The following is a 21,685-nucleotide window of genomic DNA, read 5'->3' on the forward strand; positions in this document are numbered from 1 at the left end:
GGCGACGGCGGTGGTCGACGGCCGCCCACTGGCGGTCACCGGCGGCGACGACGGCACGGTGCGGACCTGGGACCTGACCACCGGCGACCAGGTCGGCGAGCCCCTGACCGGCCACACCGGCGACGTGAACACGGTGGCGACGGCGGTGGTCGACGGCCGCCCACTGGCGGTCACCGGCGGCGACGACGGCACGGTGCGGACCTGGGACCTGACCACCGGCGACCAGGTCGGGCCGGAGCTGGTGTTCCCGCTGCCGGTCTGCGCGGTGGCCGTGGTGCCGGATGGCCGGTTGGTGGTGGGCTTCGGCTGGGAGGTCGCGGTGTTGTCCCGCCGTTGACCGGGCCCCGCACGAACGTCTCGCCGCCGGACGGCGGTGGCGGCCCGCGGTCAGTCCGCGCCGGGCGGGAGCCAGTGCAGGGCGAACCAGAGCTCCATCCGGACCTCCGCGTCGCCGAGGTCGACGGCGAGCAACTCGCCGACCCGGGCGATGCGTTGGCGCACGGTGTTGCGGTGGAGCTGGAGCGCCGCCGCGGTGCGGTCCCAGCTGCCGTGCAGGGCGAGCCAGGTGCGCAGGGTCTCCCGGAGCACGGCCGGCCCGGGGGTGCCCGCGGCGGCCAGCGGGGCGAAGGTGCTGCGGGCGTGGGCGGCGGCGTCCTCGGGGGCGACCAGGGTGTGGACGCTCGGCCCGACGGCCTCGCGGTGGTGGACGGCGGCGGCACCGGTGGCCAGCGCGTGACGCAGGGCCCGGTCGGCCTGGGCGTCGGCGGTCCTCAGTTCCGCCGTGGGGGCGGGCGCGCTGACGCCGAGCGTCCAGCCGAGCCGGGCGGCGGAGTCGGTGTCCACGACCCGGTCCGGAGCCGCCGAGCCGGGCAGCAGCGCCCGCAGCCGGGTCCCGTCCAGGTTCAGGTGCGGTGTGCCGAGGGCGGTGCCGAGGGCGGCGAGTTGGACGGCCTCCCCGCCGCCGCCCGCCCGGCCGGTCAGCCGGCCGTGCACGACCACCCAGGCCCCGTCGGGCGGCAGCAGGGCGGCCGCCGCCTCCTCCGGTGCGGCGCCGAGCAGCAGCCGCACCAGGGCTCCGGCGCTGCGGGCGTCCGTGCCGAGCGCGTGCCGCGGGCTGGTGAGCAGCGAGAGCAGTACCACGGCCACCCCGGCCACGGACCGGTGGACGGCGGTCGGCGGCTCCTCGGCGGCGGTGACGAGCGTGAGCGGGCCGCCGGAACCGTCCGAGCCGGGCAGGGTCCGCACGGTCAGGTGCCGCCCGGCGTAGTGCTGGGCGGCGGCGGTCGGCGGCTGGGCGCGGCCCGCTGCGCGCGCGGTGGTCCGTTCCGCGAGGGCGCGCAGTTCGGCCGGGACCGGTACGGGCGGGCGCGCTCCGGCGCTGAACAGTTCGACGCCGCGTCCGTCCAGCAGCGCCGTCCAACCGCCCAGGTGCACGGCGAGTTGCTGGACGACCGCGCGCAGCGCGTCGGGGCGGGCGGCCGCGGAGGCGAGTGCGGACTGGGCTTCGGAGATCTGCCGCAGGCCGCGGTGGGCGGCTTCGGCCATCGCCGAGTAGGCGGCCCGGCCGACGGCGACGAACGGGGTGCCGTCGGGCACCCGTAGCAGGGGCAGGCCGTGCCGGTCGCAGGCGGCGACCAGGTCGGCCGGCACCTCGTCGTAGACCGGTGCGACGCCGAAGCCGAGTGCGGCGGCGCCCGCTTCGACGACGCAGCGTACGTAGGCGTCGATGCCCTCGGCGTCCTTCGGGAGGCGGACTCCGGCGGTGAGCAGCAGTTCGCCGCCGAGCAGGTAGGGGCCGGGGTTCTCGACCTCGGTGGTGCCGACGGTGCCGATCAGCCGGTCGTCGAGCGGTCCGGCGATCTGGCGCAGTCCGAGCGCGGGGTCGGCGAGCAGGACGGTCAACGGGACGGCGGGGCTGCCGGAGGCGGGAGCGGGGGCTGGGTTGGGCACGCCGGCGGCCTTTCGTCGGAGGTTTTGCACATCTGATCCCACGATATTGGATGAAACCGATACTTCTGCAGGCCAGGTGGGGCGGTTTAGGTTCAGCGCACGGCGTTTTCCTTCGGGCGCCCCCGGCTCGTCCCCCCGCTCCCCGCCCTTCCTGTGAGCCCTGCCAGTCCCGCCCGTCGCCTGCCTGTTCCCCCACCCACAGCCCTGGCCCGGCCCGCTCCCCCCAGCGCGTCCGGCCGGATCGGAGGACCACCCCATGACCCTCGACTACGTCGTGATGATCGGCTATCTGTTGGGCATCGTCGGCGTCGGCTGGTGGGGCAAGCGGCGCGCCTCCTCGAAGGCGGACTTCCTCGTCGCGGGCCGCCGTCTGGGCCCGGTGCTGTACACGGGGACGATGGCCGCCGTCGTCCTCGGCGGCGCGTCCACCATCGGCGGCGTGCGGCTCGGCTACTCCTACGGCCTGTCGGGCGCCTGGATGGTGTTCGCGATCGGGCTCGGCCTGCTGGCGCTGAGCATCCTCTTCTCCGCCCGGATCGCCCGGCTGCGGGTGTACACCGTGGCCGAGATGCTGTCGCTGCGCTACGGCGGGGCGGCGAGCGTGATCTCCGGCGTGGTCATGTGGGTCTACACCCTGATGCTGGCGGTGACCTCGACGATCGCCTACGCCAGCGTCTTCGACGTGCTGTTCGACGTGCCCCGCTGGGCGGCCGTGGTGATCGGCGGCACCATCGTGGTCGGCTACTCGGCGCTCGGAGGCATGTGGTCGATCACCCTCACCGACATGGTGCAGTTCGTGGTGAAGAGCATCGGGGTCCTGTTCCTGCTGCTGCCGGTCGCCGTCGTGAAGGCCGGCGGCCTCGCCCGGCTGAAGGCCGAACTGCCCTCCGGCTACTTCTCGTTCGGCTCGATCGGTGGCGACACCATCTTCACCTACGTGCTGATCTACACCTTCGGCATGCTGATCGGCCAGGACATCTGGCAGCGGGTGTTCACCGCCCGCACCGACCGGGTGGCCACGTACGGCGGCACGGTGGCCGGCGCCTACTGCCTGGCGTACGCCGTCGCCGGCGCGGTGATCGGGATGGCCACCAAGGCGCTCTACCCCCAACTGGCCAGCCCTGACAGTGCGTTCGCGACCATCGTGAAGAGCACGCTGCCGGCCGGGGTGCGCGGCCTGGTCCTGGCGGCGGCGCTGTCGGCGATGATGTCGACCGCGAGCGGCGCGCTGATCGCCTCCGCCACCGTGGCCAACAACGACATCTGGGCCCGGGTACGCACGCTCGTCGGCCGGGGAGGGCCAGGCGCCGCGGCCACGGACCATGACGAGGTGCGGTCCAACCGGCTGGCGATCGTGGCTCTCGGAGTGCTGTCGATCGGCGTCGCCTGCGTACTGGACGACGTGATCTCGGCGCTCACCGTCGCGTACAACCTGTTGGTCGGCGGTCTGCTGGTGCCGATCCTGGGCGGGCTGGTCTGGCGGCGCGGCAACCTGCCGGGCGCGCTCGCCGCGATGATCGCGGGCGGCGGCACCGTGATCGCGTTGATGGCCGCCAAGGGTGTCCTCGCCAACGAGCCGATCTACTTCGGCCTCGCCGTGAGCCTGGTCGCCTACCTGGCCGTCAGCCTGGCCACCCGCCCGACCGATGCCACCGTGCTGGAGCACTGGCGCGGCCGGCTCGCCGGGCAGGCCGCGACCCCGGCCGCTCCCGCCGCCACCGCCCCGGCCGCCGCGCTCTGAGAGGAAGCCTCATGGGCCTGCCCACCGCACCGACCGTCACGTCCGCACCGACCGCACCGACCGTCACGTCCGGGCCACCCGCCCCGCTCGGACCGTCCGGACCGACGGCGCCGCCCGCACCGACCGAGGCCCGGTTGCGCCGCGAACTCGCCGCCGTGTACCGGCTGGTCGCCCACCTCCGGATGACCGACCTGATCTTCACCCACATCTCGGTCCGCGTCCCCGGCCCCGAGCAGCACTTCCTGATCAACCCGTACGGCCTGCTGTTCGAGGAGATCACCGCCTCCGACCTGGTCAAGATCGACCTGGCCGGGAACCCGGTGGAGCCGACCCCCCATCCGGTCAACCCGGCCGGCTTCGTGATCCACAGCGCCGTCCACGCGGCCCGCCAGGACGCCCACTGCGTGCTGCACACGCACACCCGGGCGGGCTGCGCGGTCGCCGCCCAGCGGGACGGGCTGCTACCCCTCAACCAGATCTCGATGGAGTTCCACGACCGGGTCGGCTACCACGACTACGAGGGCGTCGCGCTCAACCTGGCCGAGCAGGAGCGACTGGTCGCCGACCTCGGCGGGCACCCGGCGCTGATCCTGCGCAACCACGGCCTGCTGACCGTCGGCCGCACCCCGGGCGAGGCCTTCCTGCGGATGTACTACCTGGACAAGGCCTGCGAGATCCAGATCGCCGCCCAGGCCGGCGGCGGCCCGCTCGTCCTGCCGTCCCGCGAGACCGCCGAGCTCACCGCCCGCCAGCTGACCGGCCAGGAGCACGGATCCGACCTCCAGGACGACCGGGCCGCCGAACTGGCCTGGGCCGCCCTCCTGCGCCTCGCCGACCGGATCGCCCCCGACCACGCGAACTGACCCCGTCGACCCGGCGCGACCCCCGCCCGCCGACGCCCCGACGCCGACGCCCCGACCGCGGCTCCCCGACGCCGACTCCCCGACAACGCCCCGACAGCGCCCCGCCCGACCGACTCCAGGAGCTGCCATGAGCACCGCCCCCGACCCCCACGCCCCCCACAGCCCCCTCGGCCCCACCGACTCCTCCCGCGTACCGCGCTACGCCGGGCCCGCCACCTTCGCCCGCCTGCCCCGGATCGACCAGGTCCCGCGCGCGGACGTCGCGGTCGTCGGCGTGCCCTTCGACACCGGCGTCTCCTACCGGCCCGGCGCCCGCTTCGGCGGCAACGCGATCCGCGAGGCCAGCCGGCTGCTGCGCCCCTACAACCCGGCCCAGGGCGCCTCGCCGTTCGCACTCGCCCAGGTCGCCGACGCCGGGGACATCGCCGCCAATCCGTTCGACATCCACGAGGCGGTCGACACCGTCGAGGCAGCCGCCGGCGAACTGCTGGACACCGGCGCCCGGCTGATGACCCTCGGCGGCGACCACACCATCGCGCTCCCGCTGCTGCGCGCCGTGGCCCGTCGACACGGGCCGGTCGCGCTGCTGCACTTCGACGCCCACCTGGACACCTGGGACACCTACTTCGGCGCCGAGTACACCCACGGCACACCGTTCCGCCGGGCCGTCGAGGAGGGAATCCTGGACACCTCCGCCCTCTCCCACGTCGGCACCCGCGGGCCGCTCTACGGCAAGCAGGACCTCACCGACGACGAGAAGCTCGGCTTCGGCATCGTCACCTCCGCCGACGTCCTGCGGCGCGGCGTGGACGAGGTCGCCCAACAGCTGCGCGAGCGGGTCGGCGACCGCCCCCTGTACATCTCCATCGACATCGACGTGCTCGACCCGGCGCACGCCCCCGGCACCGGCACCCCCGAGGCCGGCGGACTCACCTCGCGCGAGCTGCTGGAGATCCTGCGCGGCCTGAGCGGCTGCCACCTGGTCTCCGCCGACGTGGTCGAGGTCGCACCCGCCTACGACCACGCCGAGATCACCGCCGTGGCCGCCTCGCACACCGCCTACGAGCTGACGACGTTGATGGCCCGCCAGATCGCGGGCGAACGGACGGAGCAGGGTCCGCGAGCCGGTGCGGGCGGCCGCCCGGACGGCCGCGCCGGCGCCCGTACCGACGCCCGTACGGACGCCCGTACGGAGTCCCACGACGCCACCGGCGAGGTGCGCGCATGACGCACCTCCGCAACGGCGGCGACCTGGTGGTCGAGTCACTCGCCACGCTCGGCGCCCGCTGCGTCTTCGGCCTGCCCGGCCAGCACGCCCTCGGCCTGTTCGACGCGCTGCGCCGCTCCGACCTGCGTTACGTGGGACTGCGGGTGGAGAACAACGCCGGCTTCGCCGCCGACGGCTACGCCCGCACCGCCGGGACGGTGGCCCCGCTGTTCCTGTCCACCGGGCCCGGCGCGCTCACCTCGCTGGCCGCGCTCCAGGAGGCCGCCGCCGCCTCGGTGCCGGTGCTCGCCGTCTCCAGCCAGATCCCCTCGGCCGGACTGGGTGGACGGCGGCGCGGCTACCTGCACGAACTCGTCGACCAGCAGGCCAGCTTCCGCGACGTGGTGAAGTCCGTGCACACCGCCCGCACCCCCGCACAGATCCCCTCCGCGCTGGCCGCCGCCTGGGAGTCGGCGCTGAGCGCGCCGTACGGGCCGGTGTGGGTGGAGATCCCGCAGGACGTCCTGCTCGCGCCGGTGACCGTACCCCCGGTCACCGGGCTGCGCGCCGAACCCCGGCCGCCGGTCCCCCGCCCGGAGCTGGTCGCCGAGGCCGCGGTGCTGCTGGCCGAGGCCGAACGCCCGGTGATCCTGGCCGGAGGCGGCGTGGTCCGGGCCGGAGCCAGTGACGAACTGCTGCGGCTGGCCGAGCTGTTGCGGGCCCCGGTGGCCTGCACCTTCGGCGCCAAGGGGGCCTTCCCCTGGGAGCACCCGCTGTCGCTGCGGTCCTGGCTGGAGGACCGCCACACCACCGACCTGCTGGAGGACGCCGACGTCCTGCTCGTCGTCGGCTCCGGCCTGGGCGAACTGTCCAGCAACTACCACACCCTGGCGCCGCGCGGCCGGATCATCCAGATCGAGGCCGACGCGGGCAAGCTGGAGGCCAACCACCCGGCCTTCGGCATCCACGCCGACGCCCGCCTCGCCCTGGCCGCCCTCTCCGACTCGGTACCGGCCGCCACAGCGGACGGACGGGCCGAGGCGGTGACCGCCGAACTGCTCAAGCGCGTCCAGGAGCGGATCGACGGCCAGGGGCTGGAACTCGAACAGGACTTGCTGGCATCCGTTCGCCACGCGCTACCGGACGACTCCCCGGTCTTCTTCGACATGACGATCCTCGGCTACTGGGCCTGGTCCGCCTTCGACGCCCGCCGCCCCGGAGCGATGCACTCCGCCCAGGGCGCCGGCGGCCTCGGCTACGGCTACCCCGCCGCACTGGGCGCCGCCGTGGCCACGGGCGGCCGCCCGGTCCTCGCCGTCTCCGGCGACGGCGGCGCGATGTACTCGCTCGCCGAACTCGCCACCGCCCGCCAACTCGGCCTCAACGTCACCTGGCTGATCATCGACGACGGCGGCTACGGCATCCTGCGCGAGTACATGACGGGCGCCTTCGGCGAGGCCACCGCCACCGAACTGGCCCGCCCGGACTTCGTCCGCCTGGCCGAGTCCTTCGGCGTCCCGGCCGCCTTCACCACGCCCGACGACCTCGCACGGGATCTGGCCGCCGCACTCGCCGCCCCGGGCCCCAACGTGCTGGTCCTGCCCGCCCTGCTGCGGATGTTCGCGCCCACCCACCTGGACGCCTGAACCACGGGGGGAGCGCGACGGCCCGGCCTTGCCCGCGCCCGGCGTGCTCCCCCCGTCGACCTGATCGCACACCACCACGTACCCGGACCGTCCGGCACCGTTTCGCCGCCCCTTGGATAGGCTGCCGCAATGGCCCTCGACTCCCCCCGGCTGCTGCGCGCCGACGCCGCCCGCAACGCGGAAAAGATCATCCGGGCTGCCCGGGAGGTCTTCACCGAACAAGGCCCCGACGCCCTCCTCGACGACGTGGCCCGCCGGGCCGGCGTCGCAGCCGCCACGCTCTTCCGCCGTTTCCCCGACAAGGCCGCGCTGCTGCGGGCCGTACTCAACGAGCGCTTCGCCGAGAACGTCCGCCCCGTCATCCAGGCTGCCGCCCACGACCCCGACCCCGCCTCCGGACTGGCCCGCGTGCTGGAAGCGGCACTGGAATCAGTGGCCGGCGACTACAACGTGCTGGCCGCCGCCCGCTCCGCCGGCGTCCTGACCCCGGCGACCGGGCAGGAGTTCTTCGCCGCCCTCGACGCCCTCCTGGCGCGCGGTCAGCACGCAGGTGTGATCCGCGCCGACCTCGTACCCGACGACCTGCACCGCATCGTCGTCATGCTGGTCTCCGTACTGTGGACGATGGAACCCCACGAGAACGGCTGGCGCCGCTACCTGGCCCTCACCCTCGACAGCCTCACCCCCACCGGGGCCCGCCCGCTGCCCTGCCCCGCCCCCGCACTGCACACCCGCACACCCTGACACCGAGGCGGGTGCCGGCCGCCCTCGCGCGGTGGGGGCGGCCGACACCACTGACCGCTAGCGCGCCGGGTGCACCTTGATCGCCGAGGCCGGGCACATGGCGGCCGCCTGGCGGGCCAGTTCCGCCGCCCGTGCGCCGGGCTCGACGGCGAGCACGACGACCTGACCGGCCTCGTCCTGGTCGAACACCAGCGGCGCGGTCACCGCGCACTGCCCCGACGACACGCACCGCGAGGTGTCCGCCTCCACCCGCGCGACCGGCCGCTCGCGCGGCTGCTCCCCGTTCACCACAGGACCGGGACCTCGCTGAGGCCGCCCGCCAGCCGTTCGGCGTGGTCGCGCAGGCTCCGCGCGTCCACCGCCAGCCGCAGGCCGGGGAAGCGCCGGAACAGCGCGGTCAGCGCGACCTGCATCTCGGTGCGTGCCAGCACGTTGCCGATGCAGTAGTGACCGCCGTGCCCGAAGGCCAGGTGCGCGTTGGGGGAACGCGACGGGTCGAAGGTGTCCGGCTCCTCGAACACCCTCCCGTCCCGGTTCGCGGCGTTGATCGCCACCAGCACCGCCTCGCCCCGCGCGATCGCGGCCCCCGCGACGGTGACGTCCTCGCGGGCGTAGCGGGTCAGGCCCAGGCCACCGGGCGAGGCCATCCGCAGGACCTCCTCCACGGTGGCGCGGGCCAGCGTCTCGGGCTCGGCGGCGAAGCGGTCCCGCCGGCCGGTGTCGCTCAGCAGGAACAGGACGCCCAGGTCGATCCGGGCCGACGTCGTCTCGTGGCCGGCGAACAGCAGCCCCACCGCCAGCCGGGTCATCTCCCCCTCGGTGAACGAGGGGTCCTCCGCCTGCACGGCCAGGATGTCGCTGATCACGTCCTGCCCCGGCTTCTTCCGCTTCTCCTCGGCGATGCCGGCCACGTACGCCTCGAACTCGGCCATGGCCGCGGCGCCGTCGGCCCCGCCGTACAGCGCGGCGATCCGCTCCGACCAGCCGCGCAGCAGGCCCCGGTCCGCGACCGGCACACCCAGCAGCTCGCAGATCACCATCACCGGCAACGGGAACGACAGGTGGTCGTGCAGGTTGACGGCGCGTTCCGGCTCCCGTGAGCGCTCCTCCTCCATCGCGTCCAGGCAGGATGCGGCGAGCTCCCCGATCCGCTCGCCCAGCCGGCGCATCCGCGGCGCGCTGAACGCGGGCGCCAGCATCCGCCGCATCCGCGTGTGCTCGCGGTCCTCCTCCTCGGGCGTGGGGGCGGGGCGCGTGTGCAGCGCCGACTCCGAGATCCTCGGCGCGCCCTCGGAATCGGGGCGCAGCCGGGAGAACCGGGCGTCGCTCAGAACCTCCCGGGCCTCCTCGTACCGGGTCACCAGCCAGGCCGGGTCGCCAGCGGGTGTCGTCACCCTCGTGATCGGACCTTCCTCGCGCAGACGCGCGAACAGCGGCGCCAGGTCCAGGGCGTCGGGGCGCTCGAAGGGTAACTGCGGTGCGGGGGCGGTCATGGTGGTCTCCTCACCGGCCAAAGGCCACAAGAGCAGCGAACGCTTGGCAGAACCGCCCTCTCCTGCACGTCCGGACCAGGGCGGATGAGCGGCGTCCCGGCCCAACAAGTGAGAGTCAGCTCTCTCTTCTCTCGGGAGCGTAACACCGTCGGCACGCACAGTCAGCCACCCGGCGAAATCGGCCCGTCCGGTGACCGGGCGGGGCCCCGGCTCGGTGAAGAACACCTGCGGCACGGCCCCCTCGGGGCATCAGCCGCGCCCGCACGCCGTCCGCATCTGCCGGTCCTCGGCCGATCGCAGGACCGCCGGGCCACGCGGTCGCGTACGCTCGCCCGGGTGCCGCGAAGGTGTGGGGCGGCGGCCGGGTCGGGAGGCAGGGGGTGGCGGGTGTTGTCGGATCGCGCGCGGGCCGAATCGGTCCTCAAGGACGCGGCTGCCACCTGTGAGGCGCACCTGCGGCGCTGGGTCGGACAGTTGGAGGGCGCGGTCGGCCAGGTGGCGGCCTACCAGTTCGGATGGACCCGCGACGGATCCCCTCACCCGCGGCACGGCGGCAAGAACGTTCGAGCGGCCCTGGCACTGGGCTGCGCCCGGGCGGTGGGAGGGGACCCGCAGCGGGCGGTGCCCGCCGCCGTGGTGGTGGAGATGGTGCACAACCTGTCGCTGCTGTACGACGACGTCCTGGACGGCGACGCGCTCCGTCGCCACCGGGCCTCCGCCTGGGAGGTGTTCGGGCCGGGCGCGGCGACCCGGTCGGCCGACGCACTGCTGATGCTGGCGTTCGAGGTGCTCGCAGGCCCCGACGGCGAAGCATGCGCCGGTGAAGCCGTCGCCGGTGAAGCGTCGACGGCCCTGCTGGACACGCTCATCCAGCTCGCGGTCGGTGAGAGCCTGGACGTGCTGTTCGAGGCCGCGCCCCGCGTCGAGCTGTCCGAGTGCCTGGAGATGGTGTCGGGCAAGACGGCGTCGCTGATCTCCTGCGCCTGTCGGCTGGGCGCCCTCTACGGCGGCGGCGGGCCGGCGCAGGTCGAGACCCTGGCCGCGTTCGGACACGACCTGGGCATGGCGTTCCAGCTGGTGGACGACCTGCTGGGGATCTGGGGCGACGAAGCGGTCACGGGCAAACCGGTCTTCGCGGACCTGCGGGCCCGCAAGCTCTCGGTGCCGGTGGTGGCCGCGATGGCCTCGAACACCGTGGCGGGCGACGAACTGGCCCGCCGCTACGCGCTGTCGGCCGGCCCTGGCCGGGCCGGGGAGGCGGAGCTGGCCCGGCTGGTGGAGGAGGCCGGCGGCCGGCGCTGGACGGCGGAGCGCGCCGCCGAGCACGCGGACGGGGCCCGACGCCGTCTGCGGAGCCTCGCCGACGGCCCCGGCGCGGTGGCCGGTGCCGTCGCCGACCTCGACGCGCTCTGCGAACTGATCGTCAACCGGTCGCACTGAACCGGTCGCCCCCTGCGCGGGAGGACCAGGGCGCCGGGGTGTCGAGGATGTGCGCACGACCCTGCCGGTAGAGCGCGGCGTCCACCTCCTTCAGGCGGCGCAGTTCCTGCGGCTCGTACAGGGCATGGACCACGGCCGGCTCGGCGCCGTGCCCGGCGGCCTCCAGCAGCGCGTTCGCCGCCGCCCGGCCGCTCTGGTTCGCGCCCTCCATGGTGGCCAGGTTCACCGGGCAGCGGACGAAGTCCCCGGCCATGAACAGGTTCACCGCGGCCGTTCGCGCCCGCGGGCGCAGCGTCCAGGAGCCGGTGGTGTTGATCAGCAGGGCCTCGTCGTTGGTGGCGGGACCGGGGCCGTCGAGGTTCTTGACGGCCGGGTCCAGGTGCCAGGAGTGGAGCAGGCCGTCGTGGAGGGTCCGGCGGCGGCCGTCGTTGAGGGCGTCGGCGAGCTGGGCCCAGACCTCGGCGACGACCTCGGCCCGGGTGCAGTCGCGGGCCGGCTTGCCGTAGAGGATTCCGGGGGTGTCCCAGGAGGAGATGTCGACCGACAGGCAGTCGGCCACCGTCCCGTCGCCGTAGGTGGCGCGGAAGTCGGTGTCCCAGAACTGCGCCTGGCTGATGGAGGTCAGGGCCCACGGGGAGTCCTGGTAGATGACGTGGCCGCGGGTGATCGGGGTGGGCTCGGTGAGGTAGAACTGCAGGCCGACCATCCAGTCGGTGCGCAGGTCCGCCGTCTTCTTCAGCTCCGGGTCCGCCTCGGCCAGGCCGCGCTCCAGCAGCGTCCCGATCCGGTCGACCGGGAGCGCGCACACGTACCAGTCGGCGACCGCTTCCCGCCGGCGGCCGCCCGGGCCGCGCAGGACGGCGCCGACGACAACGCGGCCCCGCACCGTCAGGCGCTCCACCTGCCAACCGAGTTCGAGCCGCACCCCCAGCCGCTCCAGGTGCCGCACCCAGGGGTCGATCCAGGCGGTGCTGGTCGGGGCGTTCAGGACCCGGTCGGCTGCCTGGGCCTCGCCCCGGCCGAGGAAGCCGTAGCCGAAGGCCTCCAGGAACCCCCCGACGGTGTGCGCGCTGCACACCTCCGCCCTGGCCGCCACGACCGTACGGGTCGCCCCGACGACGCACACCTTCCGGTACTCCTCGGAGGCTCCGTCGGCGGCGGTGAAGTCCCACCACGACATCTGCTCCCACTGCCCCAGCCGCCGCTGCGCGCTGCTGGTCATGTAGACGAGCAGCCGGTTGGCGAAGTACAGCAGTTCCTCGTTCAGCTCTCCCCCGGCGCCCAGCTTCATGCCCCGGGCCCGCAGGATCTGCAGGGGCGTCCTCGGACCGGCGGCCAGGGACACGTCGGAGACCGTCTCCCCGATCCTCCCCGACCGGGCGGACAGCATCTGCGGTGCCTCCCGCAGGTTGCCTTCCACGCCCGAGGGCGATCCCGGGAGGGGGATCCGCCGCATCGTGTCCGGCAGGCTCCGGTAGAAGCCGGGGAAGAACCGGAACCCGTGCTCGCTGGGCAGGTCGAGCCGCCCGCCGGTACCCGTCCCCGGAACCGAGGCACTACGGGCCTTCCCTCCCCACCCCGAGGGCTCCACCACGGTCACCTCGAAGCCGCGCTCCGCCAGCTCCATGGCCGCCGTCAGCCCGGCCACCCCACCGCCCAACACCGTGACCGTCCGGCCCGAACGCCCCGACACCGCACGCCCCTCCCCCGGCCCACGGCCGCCCGCCCGTCCTACCTGTCCCACCCGATCCGTACGGGAACGATAGAGCAGGTCGTGGCCGTCACCCCGGCGAAGCCCGTCCCCGCGACCCCCTGCACCCCGCGGCCTCGTTGTCGGCCCGAGCCGCCGGGCCGGCATCGACCTCGGCATGTGGATCGACACGCAGGGCCGCACCCGCTACAGCGGGTCGGCCGGCTACGGCCACGGGTAGCCGACCTGCTCCGGCTGGTAGCCGCCGCAGAGCTCGGCGGTGGCACGGGGATCGCCTGCGGTCAACTGCGCTTCAAGGTGCTCGGCCTGGTCCGACGGGTCGTCCGCGGAGATCGGGAGGGTCATCAGGAACTGGGCCCAAGGCAGATCCGTATCGTCCCGGCCAGGGGGATGCCTCAGGACGACGTCGATCCGACCGGGTTCCCCTCGGAAGGCCCAGACGGCCTCCAACTCGCACTCCCACCTGGCGAGCCAGTCCTCGCGTCCCCTCAGCCCCGCCTCCAGCAGCGTCGCGACCACTGCTGCCGGCCACTCCCAGCTGCGGTCCCCTTCGGCTCGCAGGACCTCGGCCTCGTACTGATCCGCGGCGAACCGAAACTCCGGCAGGTCGAAGCCCCGCTCGGCCGGGTCGCGCCAGCCCGCCCAGACGACATGCTCCTCGTCGCGCGTGACCGTGACGTACAGAGCACTGCAGCACCGCTCGAAGCCGCATCCGGATCGAGCGAGCCGAACCTCATGGGGCGTTCCAGTGGCATGCAACGGCCCGCCCCGGCCCAGGAGATACCGGGGGCCTGATCCCACGAACGGGGGGCCGCTTGATTCCCTGTTACGGAGGGACAGGGCGGCCAGGAGATCCCGGCCGCTGACGAACGGGCGGACCTCCACGCCTCCCTCGCCGGGCGGCGGGCAGACGATGCTCAGGCTGAGAAGGTCCGGTTCTATGGCCATCGGCAAAGGATCGCGGAGCCGGCCGCGGCTGTCATGTGAATGTGCGTGGCCGCCGCTCAGGGCGGTGGTTCGGGCCGCTCCTGGGCACGCCGGCCTCCGGACACCCCACCCTCAGGAGGCGGGCCGACACCGCCACGTCCAGATCGCGTGGTGCCGGTCCGGCCCGAGTGGGTGTGTCGGCGAGGCGGTCGAGTAACCGGTGCATGGCTGACTGGCCGTCCTCGACGGCTGCCTGCTCGTCGTCGGTCAGCGGGATGGACACGACCATCTTCCGCAAGTCACCTTCGGCTTGCAGGAGTTGAGATCTCGTGGATTTCTTTGGGCTGTCCACGGGGAACGGAGGCCGTCGCCCGGGGGACGCCGGACGCGCCGTCGCCGAGCAGGCGCTCGGAGCGCTGCGACGGTGTCCCCGCCGCGCCGCCCCGGTCAGCGTCCGGCCGGGGCTGCCTGCACGATGGGCCAACGGGGGCCGCCCGGGCCGCCCTGCCATGCCCACTGCTCCTCAGGGGTGACGGTGATCCCGTAGTCGTAGCGGTCCGGCCGGCCGAGTTCCTCCCACCGGGTCCAGGCGGCGACCACCTCGTCCCCGAGGCGGCGCGGTCCGCCCTGAAGAAGCAGCGGCGCCTCGCCGTCGCCGCGCGCGGTCACCGTCGCCCACGACCGGGTGCCGTCGTGGATCCAGGCGTTGAGGCCGTCGTCGTCCCGGGCGGTGAGCACCACAGCGTCCGGCACGGCCACCCGCAGGGCGAACCGCAGGTCCCAGTCGTCCAGCAGTTGCGAGTCACGGTCCAGCGCCTGGCGGGTCTCGGGCTCGGTACCGCCGCGCACCTGCGCGAAGGCGGCGCTGCCGGTGCTCGGCTGTGCCGGGCCGTGCCGGTCGCCCATGAACTGGGCCAGGCCCTGGACCCATCCTGTGGCGGACCGTCCGTCGTCGGCCACGGTCAGGGCGACGTGGCCCAGCCGCCCCCAGGGATAGACGATCCGTCCGCCCGGCCGTACCGCCGCCACCCAGGACCAGGGGACGGTCTCCACGGCGTAGGTGGCGTGGAGCCGGTCGACCGGGACGCCGCCGGGCGGGCCGCTGCGGGTGCCGTTGCCCAGGGTGACCTCGGCGTCGAGTCCGGCGGCCGCGAGGCGGGCGCGCGCGGATTCGGCCAGGTGCCCGTCCACCTCGGTGGTCACGACCAGGCCGGGCCCGGCCCGCCAGGCGGCCAGCGCCGCCGTCCAGCCCTGGCCGGTGCCGACGTCCCACACCCGGTGCCCCGGTTCCACCCTGAGGCTGTCCAGCATGTCCGCCACCACCGAGGGCGCGGACAGCGACGAGGACGGCCGGCCGCCGTCGAGCTGGGTGACGGCCGCGGAGTAGACGCCGGAGTACAGCTCGGCCGCCCAGCCGTCCGGATCCGCCGAGCGGTCGAGCGGCACGTAGGCCCGGTTGTCCCACCGCCACAGCCGGTCCGGCGCGAACGCGTCGCGCGGCAGCGCGGTGAAGGCGCCACGCAGCCACGGCGAAGCGGCCGGCCACGCCCCGCACCGCTCCATCTCCGCGTCCAGGCGCGCCCGGCGCCCGGCCAAGTCCTCGTCAGCCACGGTTCTTACTTACGGTGCTTGCCGTCGGACGGCGGAGCCGGAGGGACCTCGCCGTCGGCGTTGTTGGGAGGCGGCGTGCCCTTCTGAGGATCCGGTGGCGGCTTCTCGTGCTCACCCATCGTCACTTCCCCTTCGGTCATGTGCCGGACACGGTCGGCCGCCCATCCTCGCGCACCTCCGCGCCACGCGGTAGACGGCGTGCAGGAGCACCCACGGGGCGCGCACGAGAGCGTCCGCCGCGCCGACGGGTCTTGGGTTCCAGCGGTCGTTGCAACACCTTTGGGGTCTTGCGTTGCGACGGGGTCTGGACCTCACCTCGGAAAAGTGGGGTCAGATCAGGGGTTCAGGCGCGGATTTCGCGAAGTGGCTCGTGAGGCCGTTACGGTCCGTCGCCGGTCCGAGCTTGACTGAGACCTGTGGCGGGCGGCTCACGGCGAGATCATGCTCGGCATGACGACTTGAAGAACACCCGCCGGGCGGCAGCACTGGCGCAAGGTCATCACCGGGTGGGCCGCTTTCGACGACGAACGCCGGATCTGCGCAGCCTGCGGAGCGCCGGTCCGCGCGTACCAGTACCGCTTCCATCCGCCCGAGTCCTCCATGTTCGAGCGCTGCATCGGATTCGCTTGGTGTTCCGGCTGCAGGGTCTACTCCGGCAACGTGGTGCACGTTCCACGGAAGCAAGTGCTGGCCGACGCACTCGCTTCTCTTCCCCAGGAGCAACGGGAACGGCTTCTTCGTTCGGAAACGCGACTGATCGAGTTCCTGGACCGTCAGGCCCGGGTCGGCAAAGGGTAGTCGGTCAGGGGATCGCCGCCGTGTGGGGGCGTCGGCCGGCGGCGATCAGGAGAAGTCGCTTGCGGAGCAGGGGTGGCTTCGCTCGGCCGAACATGCTGCGCTTGAGGCGTTTCGGTGCGCGGCTGCCGCGCACCGGCGCACGGACGCCGAGCCGCCCGGCGCCCGGCGGCCGCCTCGGCGAACCCGCCCGCAGGCGTCACGACCGGCCGCCGTACTCCCCCGCCGCTGCCGGGCCCTTGGGATCAGTCAGCTGGGCACCGGCCCGCCTGCGGGCGGGGCGGAGGGGCCGGGTAGTTCCAGGGGCGGTGGCGGCGGTCCCGGGTGCGGAAGCGGGTGATCGTCTCGCGCAGGAGGAGGGTCTCGCCGATGGGGTCCAGGCCGTTGAGGAGCTGTTGGCGGGAGCGTTCGTCGATGGTGAAACCGGTGGTGAAGGTGGGCTGGGGGCCGGTTGCGGTGGTGAGTCGGCAGGTGTCCAGGTCGATGCGCAGGCGCGCGCTCGCCGCGGGGGCGAAGGCCGCCTCGACGAGTTGCCGGTGTTCGGCGGGCGGCAGGGACAGTGGCAGCAGGCCGTTGCGCAGGCAGTTGGTCTCGAAGATCGAGCCGAAGGAGGGGGCTATGACGGCGCGGATGCCGAAGTCCCGCAGGGCCCAGACCGCGGTCTCGCGCGAGCTGCCGCAGCCGAAGTTCGGGCCGGTGACCAGGATGACGGCGTCGCGGTAGGGGGTCTGGTCGAGGACGAAGCCGGGGCGCTGTGCGCCGTCCTCGTCAAAGCGCAGGCCGGCGAACAGGGCCGCCTCGTAGCCGTACTTGGACAGCGTCGCGGGGCGGAACCGGGAGGGTGCGATGGCGTCGGTGTCGATGTCGGCGTGCAGCAGGGGTGCCGCGATGCCGGTCAGCGTGTGGAAGGGCTGCACGGTGGTCACCGCTCCCGGGGGTCGGTGAGGCGGCCGGCGAGCGCGGAGGCGGCGACGGTCGCGGGGCTGGCGAGGTGGGTGCGCACGCCGGGGCCCTGGCGGTTCTCGAAGTTGCGGTTGGTGGAGCTGATGACGCGGGCGCCGTCCGGGAAGCGGTCGCCGCCGGCGTGGAAGCACAGGCCGCAGCCGGATTCGCGCCACTGGAAGCCCGCGTCGGTGAACACCCGGTCCAGCCCTTCGGCCTCGGCGGCGCGGCGCACCGCGGTGGAGCCGGGCACGCAGATGGCGGTGACCCCTTCGGCGACCCGGTGGCCGCGCAGGACGGCGGCGGCGGCGCGCAGGTCGTCGAGCCGCGCGTTGGTGCACGAGCCGAGGTAGGCCGCGTCGATGGCGACGGAGGTGAGCGCGGTGCCGGGTCGCAGGTCCATGTAGTCCAGGGCGCGGCGGGCGGCCTGGGGGTCGACCAGTTCGTCGGGGTGGGGGACGGTCCCGTCGATTCCGGTGGCGTGCTGCGGGCTGGTACCCCAGGTGACCTGGGGGCCGAGGCCGTCGACCTGGAGGGTGGTGGTCCGGTCGTAGCGGGCCGCGGGGTCGCTGCGCAGGTCGAGCCAGGCGCGGGCGGCCTGGTCCCAGGCCGGTCCGGCGGGTGCGTGGGGGCGGCCCCTGAGGTAGGCGAGGAGCTTGTCGTCGGGTGCGACGATGCCGGTGCGGGCGCCGGCCTCCACGGCCATGTTGCACAGCGTCATGCGAGCCTCGACGGAGAGGGCGCTGATCGCGGGGCCGGCGAACTCGACGGCGTGGCCCGCCGCGCCGCCCGCGCCGATGTTCGCGATCAGGGCCAGGACGAGGTCCTTGGCGGTGACGTGTTCGCCCGGTGTCCCCTCGAATCGGGCGAGCATTGCCGCGGGGCGGCGCACCGCGAGGGTCTGGGTGGCCAGGGCGTGTTCGCACTCGGTGACGCCTACGCCCCAGGCGAGGGCGCCGATACCGCCGAGGGTGGGGGTGTGGCTGTCGGCACAGATCATGGTGGTGCCGGGTAGGGCGATGCCCTGTTCGGGGAAGACGACGTGGGAGATGCCTTGGCGCGGGTCGCCGATGTCGAACAGGGTCACCCCCTGGTGGCGGGCTTCCGCGCGGAAGGCGTCGATGTACATCGCGCCGCCGGGCACGGGTGTGGCGTCGGTGCGGCCGGGGCGGGTGTCGACGACGTGGTCCATGGTGCCGAAGACCAGGGAGCGGTCGAACAGTTGCCGCCCCTCGTCGCGTACGGCGCGCAGGGCGAGCCCGCCGCTGCGGTCGTGCAGGAGGATCCGGTCGATGTGCAGCAGGCAGGTGTCGTCGTCGAGTTCGGCGACGACGTGCTGGTCCCAGATCTTGGCGATGACGGACCGGCGACGGTCGGTGTCGGAGGCGGTGGCGGTGTGGTTGTGGGTTTCGGTGGTCATGGTGCGGTCCTCCTTCGGTGGCGGGAGGTGCGGGTGGGCGAGGCAGGGGTCATCGTCGGGCGGTGGTGGGCGCCGTGCCGGTCAGGGGGCGCAGGTAGCGCTCCTCCAGTTCCTCCACCTCGCGCATGCCCATCAGGTCGTGGGCCTCGCGGAAGGGGACGAGCAGGTCGCCGAGGTCGGCGGTGCCGTCGTCCTCGCGGATCCGCCGCAGCGCGGTGCGCATGCCACCCATGGCGGCCAGCAGGAGCACGGCGGGCAGGCTGACCCGGGCGACGCCCAGCTCCTGCAGTTCGGTGAAGGTGAGGCGCTGTGGGGACTTGCCGCCCTCGATCACGTTGACGGCCACGGGCCCGCGGATGCCGCGGACCGCCGCGCGGATCTCCTCGCGGCTGGTGACGCCCTCGACGAAGACCATGGTGGCGCCGGCCGCCAGGTAGGCGTTGCCGCGCCGGATCACTCCCGCCATGCCCTCCAGGGCCAGTGCGTCGGTGCGGGCGTTGACGACGAAGTCGGGGTCGTGGCGGGCGTCGGCGGCTGCCCGGATCTTGGCGGTGGCCTCGTCGAGATCGACGAGCCGTTTGCCGTCCAGGTGCCCGCACCGCTTGGGCACCACCTGGTCCTCCAGGTTGACGCCCGCGGCACCGGCGCGCTCGAACGCCCGGACCGTGTAGTGGGTGTTGACCGCGTTGCCGAAGCCGGTGTCACCGTCGCCCATGACCGGGACGGAGACGGCGTCCACGATGCGTGCGGTGCAGGCGGCCATGTCGTCCATGGAGACCATGGAGTAGTCCGGGCGCCCGAGGTGGACTCCGCAGATGCCCGCGCCCGTGCACTGGAGGGCGGTGAAGCCGGCCTGCTCGGCGAGTTTGGCGCTGACCGGGTCGAAGGCTCCTGGCATCACCAGCAGTTCGCGGGACAGGATGAGTTCCTTGAGTTTCGCGGCACGGCTCATGGTCGTTCGTCCTCCTTGATTCGTTCTCGTCGGCCGCAGCCGGGCCCGGGGCCGGGCCGCCGGCCGGAATCGGTTCGCTCCGGGACGCGCTGAACGGACGTCAGGGGGCGAGGTGTCACTCGACCAGTCGCTCCAGCAGGGTGAGCGCCTCGATGATGGACCGGCGCTCGGCGGCGGTGTAGCGCTCCTGGAGCGCGCCGGCCAGCCACTCCTCCCGGGTGTGCCGGCTGCCCTTCAGCTGCTCCAGCCCTTGCGGGCTCAGCGAGATGACCTGGCGGCGTCCGTCCGAAGGATCCGGCCGGCGCTCGATCAGGCCGCGTTCGGCGAGCGCGGCGATCGTGTTGGTCATCGACTGTGAACGGACCCGCTCGGCGGCGGCCAGATCACCGACCGTCGTCGGTCCGTCCGCGAGCCGGCTGAAGACCGAGGTCTGCGACGGGGTGAGCCCGTGCGAATCCTCGCTCTCCTTGAGGCGTCGGCGCAGACGGTTGAGGAGGACCCGCAGGTCGCGGGCCGCCCGGACTGCCGAATCGGTGGCGCTCGCGGCGTTCTGTTCCATGCCGTCCACGCTAAAGTCAGTAGCCTGGACTGTCAAGTATGAACTACGTAGTTTTAGCTACTGAATTGAGGCGAGCTGGCCCTCGGATTCGCGGCGACCGAGGACGGCCCGCGCGTGGCAGCGAGGGCTGCCGCGACCGCCGGGTCGGTGACCGCTGCGGCGCGCACGGGCTCGACTTCCACGTCGGTGGGCGGGAGGTCAACCGCGGCCGCTCCGGCGGCGGGCCGATCTTTGCAATGGAAGTGCCGAGGTGTTGCATTCACAAGCAGTCACATTGCAAGGAAATCTGTCAACTGACCTGCTGTGATGCACAACTGGCCATGGGGTTGATGTTGACGGTGTCGTGAATTCGAGGGAGCGTTCTCTCCGTCAACGGGAAACACCGCCGAAGGGGAACACGACATGAGGACCACCGCCCGCGCCGCCGTCACCGCCCTGCTCACCGGGGCCGTGCTCGCCGCCGCCACCACCACCGCCGCACCGGTGTTCGCCGACCAGGCCGCCGGGCAGGCCGGGCAGCGGGACCGCCACCAGGGCGTGCAGGCCGTGCTCGAGCAGGGCGTGACGACCGGTGGGCTCCCCGGCGCGGTCGCCGAGGTGCGGGACGGGCGCCACCGCTGGTTCGGCGACGCGGGCGTCGCCGACATCACCACCGGGCGGCCCCGCCAGGAGCAGGACCGGTTCCGGATCGGCAGCACCACCAAGACCTTCGTCTCCACCGTCGTGCTCCAGCTCGCCGCCGAGGGCCGGCTGAGCCTGGACGACAGCGTGGAGCACTGGCTGCCCGGCGTCCTCGACGCCCCCGGCTACCAGCCCGACCGGATCACCGTCCGGCAGCTGCTCAACCACACCAGCGGGGTCCCCAACTTCGCCATGGACGACGAGATCGGGAAGGAGTTCTGGCACGAGCCCTTCCTGCAGCACCGCTTCGACGACTTCACCCCCGAGCGGCTCGTCGGCATCGCCCGCGCCCACCGACCCGACTTCGCCCCCGGCACCGGCTGGACGTACTCCGACACCAACTACGTCCTCGCCGGGATGATCGTCGAACGGGCCTCCGGCAGCACCCTGGCCCAGCAGATCCGGCAGCGCATCACCGCCCCGCTCGACCTCACCAGCACCTACGAGCCCGCCTCCGACGACGTCACCATCCACGGACCGCACGGGCGGGCGTACTCCCACCTCGGGTACACCGACCCGAACACTCCGGACCACGACGTGACCGAGCTGAGCCCGTCCTGGGGCTGGGCGTCCGGCGACATGATCTCCACCACCCGCGACCTCAACACCTTCTTCGCCGCCCTGCTGGGCGGACGACTGCTGCCGCCGGCCCAGCAGCAGGAGATGTTCACGATGGTCCCGACGCCGGCGGACAAGTGGATCAAGGACGCCGCCTACGGCCTGGGCGTCAGCTCCGTCAACCTGCCCTGCACCACCGTCTGGGGCATGGGCGGTGCCATCAACGGCTCGTGGACCTACACCTACGGCAGCCGGGACGGCCGCCACCTGATCTCCACCAACGTCAACGGGGACTGGCTGAACGGCGGCAGCGGGCCGATCGACCTGTTCACCGACGAGCTGAAGGCGGAGTTCTGCCCGGGCTCCTGATCCGCCGGCCGGCCAGGTCCGGTCGATCTTGCCGGGCCCGGGGCGCCCCCAGCCTTCGGCCGGGGCGCCGCAGGCT

General features: G+C 73.5%; 18 protein-coding genes and 1 pseudogene. 8 read left to right on the forward strand and 11 right to left on the reverse strand.

What is annotated here, in order from left to right; genetic code table 11:
* A pseudogene (locus AB0O19_RS18205) lies at positions 1-337 on the forward strand (hypothetical protein); the annotation flags it as partial.
* Positions 338-387: 50 nt separating this feature from the next.
* On the opposite strand, the gene AB0O19_RS18210 reads toward AB0O19_RS18205, so the two are convergent.
* Positions 388-1,950 (reverse strand): PucR family transcriptional regulator, encoded by a 1,563-nt coding sequence (locus AB0O19_RS18210; protein WP_363620563.1) that lies wholly within the window; start codon positions 1,948-1,950, stop codon positions 388-390.
* Between the two features lie 256 nt (positions 1,951-2,206).
* On the opposite strand from AB0O19_RS18210, the gene AB0O19_RS18215 reads away from it, so the two are divergent.
* The 5 genes from AB0O19_RS18215 (at position 2,207) to AB0O19_RS18235 (ending at position 8,151) form a co-directional block, all read left to right on the forward strand.
* The gene (locus AB0O19_RS18215; protein WP_363620564.1) at positions 2,207-3,691 is read left to right on the forward strand and encodes a sodium:solute symporter; all 1,485 of its coding nucleotides are present in this window, start codon (positions 2,207-2,209) and stop codon (positions 3,689-3,691) included.
* Positions 3,692-3,702: 11 nt separating this feature from the next.
* Positions 3,703-4,554, forward strand: coding sequence for a class II aldolase/adducin family protein (locus AB0O19_RS18220; RefSeq protein WP_363620566.1), 852 nt, complete (start codon positions 3,703-3,705; stop codon positions 4,552-4,554).
* A gap of 127 nt (positions 4,555-4,681) precedes the next feature.
* Positions 4,682-5,782, forward strand: a complete 1,101-nt coding sequence (gene speB, locus AB0O19_RS18225) for an agmatinase (RefSeq protein WP_363620568.1) — start codon at positions 4,682-4,684, stop codon at positions 5,780-5,782.
* Positions 5,779-7,407 (forward strand): thiamine pyrophosphate-binding protein, encoded by a 1,629-nt coding sequence (locus AB0O19_RS18230; RefSeq protein WP_363588929.1) that lies wholly within the window; start codon positions 5,779-5,781, stop codon positions 7,405-7,407. Before speB ends, AB0O19_RS18230 begins: the two co-directional genes overlap by 4 nt.
* A 129-nt stretch (positions 7,408-7,536) precedes the next feature.
* A complete protein-coding gene (locus AB0O19_RS18235) occupies positions 7,537-8,151 on the forward strand; it encodes a TetR family transcriptional regulator (protein ID WP_363620570.1) in 615 nt (204 codons plus the stop codon).
* A gap of 57 nt (positions 8,152-8,208) precedes the next feature.
* Here AB0O19_RS18235 and AB0O19_RS18240 read toward each other — a convergent pair whose 3' ends face one another.
* Both AB0O19_RS18240 and AB0O19_RS18245 read right to left on the reverse strand, forming a co-directional pair.
* Complete coding sequence (locus tag AB0O19_RS18240) at positions 8,209-8,439, reverse strand: ferredoxin (protein WP_363620572.1); 231 nt, start codon at positions 8,437-8,439, stop codon at positions 8,209-8,211.
* Positions 8,436-9,644 (reverse strand): cytochrome P450, encoded by a 1,209-nt coding sequence (locus AB0O19_RS18245; RefSeq protein WP_363620574.1) that lies wholly within the window; start codon positions 9,642-9,644, stop codon positions 8,436-8,438. Before AB0O19_RS18245 ends, AB0O19_RS18240 begins: the two co-directional genes overlap by 4 nt.
* 390 nt (positions 9,645-10,034) lie before the next feature.
* Between AB0O19_RS18245 and AB0O19_RS18250 the strand changes: the two genes are divergently transcribed.
* Entirely contained in the window at positions 10,035-11,084 is a 1,050-nt protein-coding gene (locus AB0O19_RS18250) for a polyprenyl synthetase family protein (protein WP_363620576.1), read from the forward strand.
* On the opposite strand, the gene AB0O19_RS18255 is transcribed toward AB0O19_RS18250, so the two are convergent.
* The 8 genes from AB0O19_RS18255 to AB0O19_RS18290 form a co-directional block, all read right to left on the reverse strand.
* A complete protein-coding gene (locus AB0O19_RS18255) occupies positions 11,068-12,777 on the reverse strand; it encodes an FAD-dependent oxidoreductase (RefSeq protein WP_363620578.1) in 1,710 nt (569 codons plus the stop codon). The two genes, AB0O19_RS18250 and AB0O19_RS18255, sit on opposite strands and share 17 nt — an antisense overlap.
* Positions 12,778-12,999: 222 nt before the next feature.
* Positions 13,000-13,743: a hypothetical protein gene (locus AB0O19_RS18260; RefSeq protein WP_363620579.1), complete on the reverse strand. Its 744-nt coding sequence runs from the start codon at positions 13,741-13,743 to the stop codon at positions 13,000-13,002.
* Positions 13,744-14,169: 426 nt separating this feature from the next.
* Complete coding sequence (locus tag AB0O19_RS18265; RefSeq protein ID WP_363620581.1) at positions 14,170-15,333, reverse strand: protein-L-isoaspartate O-methyltransferase; 1,164 nt, start codon at positions 15,331-15,333, stop codon at positions 14,170-14,172.
* 330 nt (positions 15,334-15,663) lie between these two features.
* Positions 15,664-15,918 (reverse strand): hypothetical protein, encoded by a 255-nt coding sequence (locus tag AB0O19_RS18270; protein ID WP_363620583.1) that lies wholly within the window; start codon positions 15,916-15,918, stop codon positions 15,664-15,666.
* 455 nt (positions 15,919-16,373) lie between these two features.
* On the reverse strand, positions 16,374-17,054 hold the full coding sequence (gene leuD / locus AB0O19_RS18275; protein ID WP_363620585.1) for a 3-isopropylmalate dehydratase small subunit: 681 nt from the start codon (positions 17,052-17,054) through the stop codon (positions 16,374-16,376).
* Complete coding sequence (locus AB0O19_RS18280; protein WP_363620587.1) at positions 17,051-18,490, reverse strand: 3-isopropylmalate dehydratase large subunit; 1,440 nt, start codon at positions 18,488-18,490, stop codon at positions 17,051-17,053. The genes leuD and AB0O19_RS18280 overlap by 4 nt, the downstream gene beginning before the upstream one ends.
* Before the next feature lie 49 nt (positions 18,491-18,539).
* Positions 18,540-19,442, reverse strand: coding sequence for an oxaloacetate decarboxylase (locus AB0O19_RS18285; RefSeq protein WP_363620589.1), 903 nt, complete (start codon positions 19,440-19,442; stop codon positions 18,540-18,542).
* Between the two features lie 115 nt (positions 19,443-19,557).
* On the reverse strand, positions 19,558-20,001 hold the full coding sequence (locus AB0O19_RS18290) for a MarR family transcriptional regulator (protein WP_363620591.1): 444 nt from the start codon (positions 19,999-20,001) through the stop codon (positions 19,558-19,560).
* Positions 20,002-20,403: 402 nt separating this feature from the next.
* Between AB0O19_RS18290 and AB0O19_RS18295 the strand changes: the two genes are divergently transcribed.
* On the forward strand, positions 20,404-21,609 hold the full coding sequence (locus AB0O19_RS18295) for a serine hydrolase domain-containing protein (protein ID WP_363620593.1): 1,206 nt from the start codon (positions 20,404-20,406) through the stop codon (positions 21,607-21,609).
* Positions 21,610-21,685: the final 76 nt, after the last annotated feature.

The sequence above is a fragment of the Kitasatospora sp. NPDC091276 genome (assembly GCF_040684355.1).
Lineage (GTDB): Bacteria > Actinomycetota > Actinomycetes > Streptomycetales > Streptomycetaceae > Kitasatospora.

What these genes read in the sequence shown, in the direction of transcription:
- speB (WP_363620568.1), top strand. Translation starts at nt 4,682, where the DNA reads ATGAGCACCGCCCCCGACCCCCACGCCCCCCACAGCCCCCTCGGCCCC.
- AB0O19_RS18220 (WP_363620566.1), top strand. Translation starts at nt 3,703, where the DNA reads ATGGGCCTGCCCACCGCACCGACCGTCACGTCCGCACCGACCGCACCG.
- AB0O19_RS18270 (WP_363620583.1), bottom strand. Translation starts at nt 15,918, where the DNA reads ATGGAAGCGGTACTGGTACGCGCGGACCGGCGCTCCGCAGGCTGCGCA.
- AB0O19_RS18235 (WP_363620570.1), top strand. Translation starts at nt 7,537, where the DNA reads ATGGCCCTCGACTCCCCCCGGCTGCTGCGCGCCGACGCCGCCCGCAAC.
- AB0O19_RS18245 (WP_363620574.1), bottom strand. Translation starts at nt 9,644, where the DNA reads ATGACCGCCCCCGCACCGCAGTTACCCTTCGAGCGCCCCGACGCCCTG.
- AB0O19_RS18290 (WP_363620591.1), bottom strand. Translation starts at nt 20,001, where the DNA reads ATGGAACAGAACGCCGCGAGCGCCACCGATTCGGCAGTCCGGGCGGCC.
- AB0O19_RS18285 (WP_363620589.1), bottom strand. Translation starts at nt 19,442, where the DNA reads ATGAGCCGTGCCGCGAAACTCAAGGAACTCATCCTGTCCCGCGAACTG.
- AB0O19_RS18280 (WP_363620587.1), bottom strand. Translation starts at nt 18,490, where the DNA reads ATGACCACCGAAACCCACAACCACACCGCCACCGCCTCCGACACCGAC.
- AB0O19_RS18295 (WP_363620593.1), top strand. Translation starts at nt 20,404, where the DNA reads ATGAGGACCACCGCCCGCGCCGCCGTCACCGCCCTGCTCACCGGGGCC.
- AB0O19_RS18215 (WP_363620564.1), top strand. Translation starts at nt 2,207, where the DNA reads ATGACCCTCGACTACGTCGTGATGATCGGCTATCTGTTGGGCATCGTC.
- AB0O19_RS18230 (WP_363588929.1), top strand. Translation starts at nt 5,779, where the DNA reads ATGACGCACCTCCGCAACGGCGGCGACCTGGTGGTCGAGTCACTCGCC.
- AB0O19_RS18260 (WP_363620579.1), bottom strand. Translation starts at nt 13,743, where the DNA reads ATGGCCATAGAACCGGACCTTCTCAGCCTGAGCATCGTCTGCCCGCCG.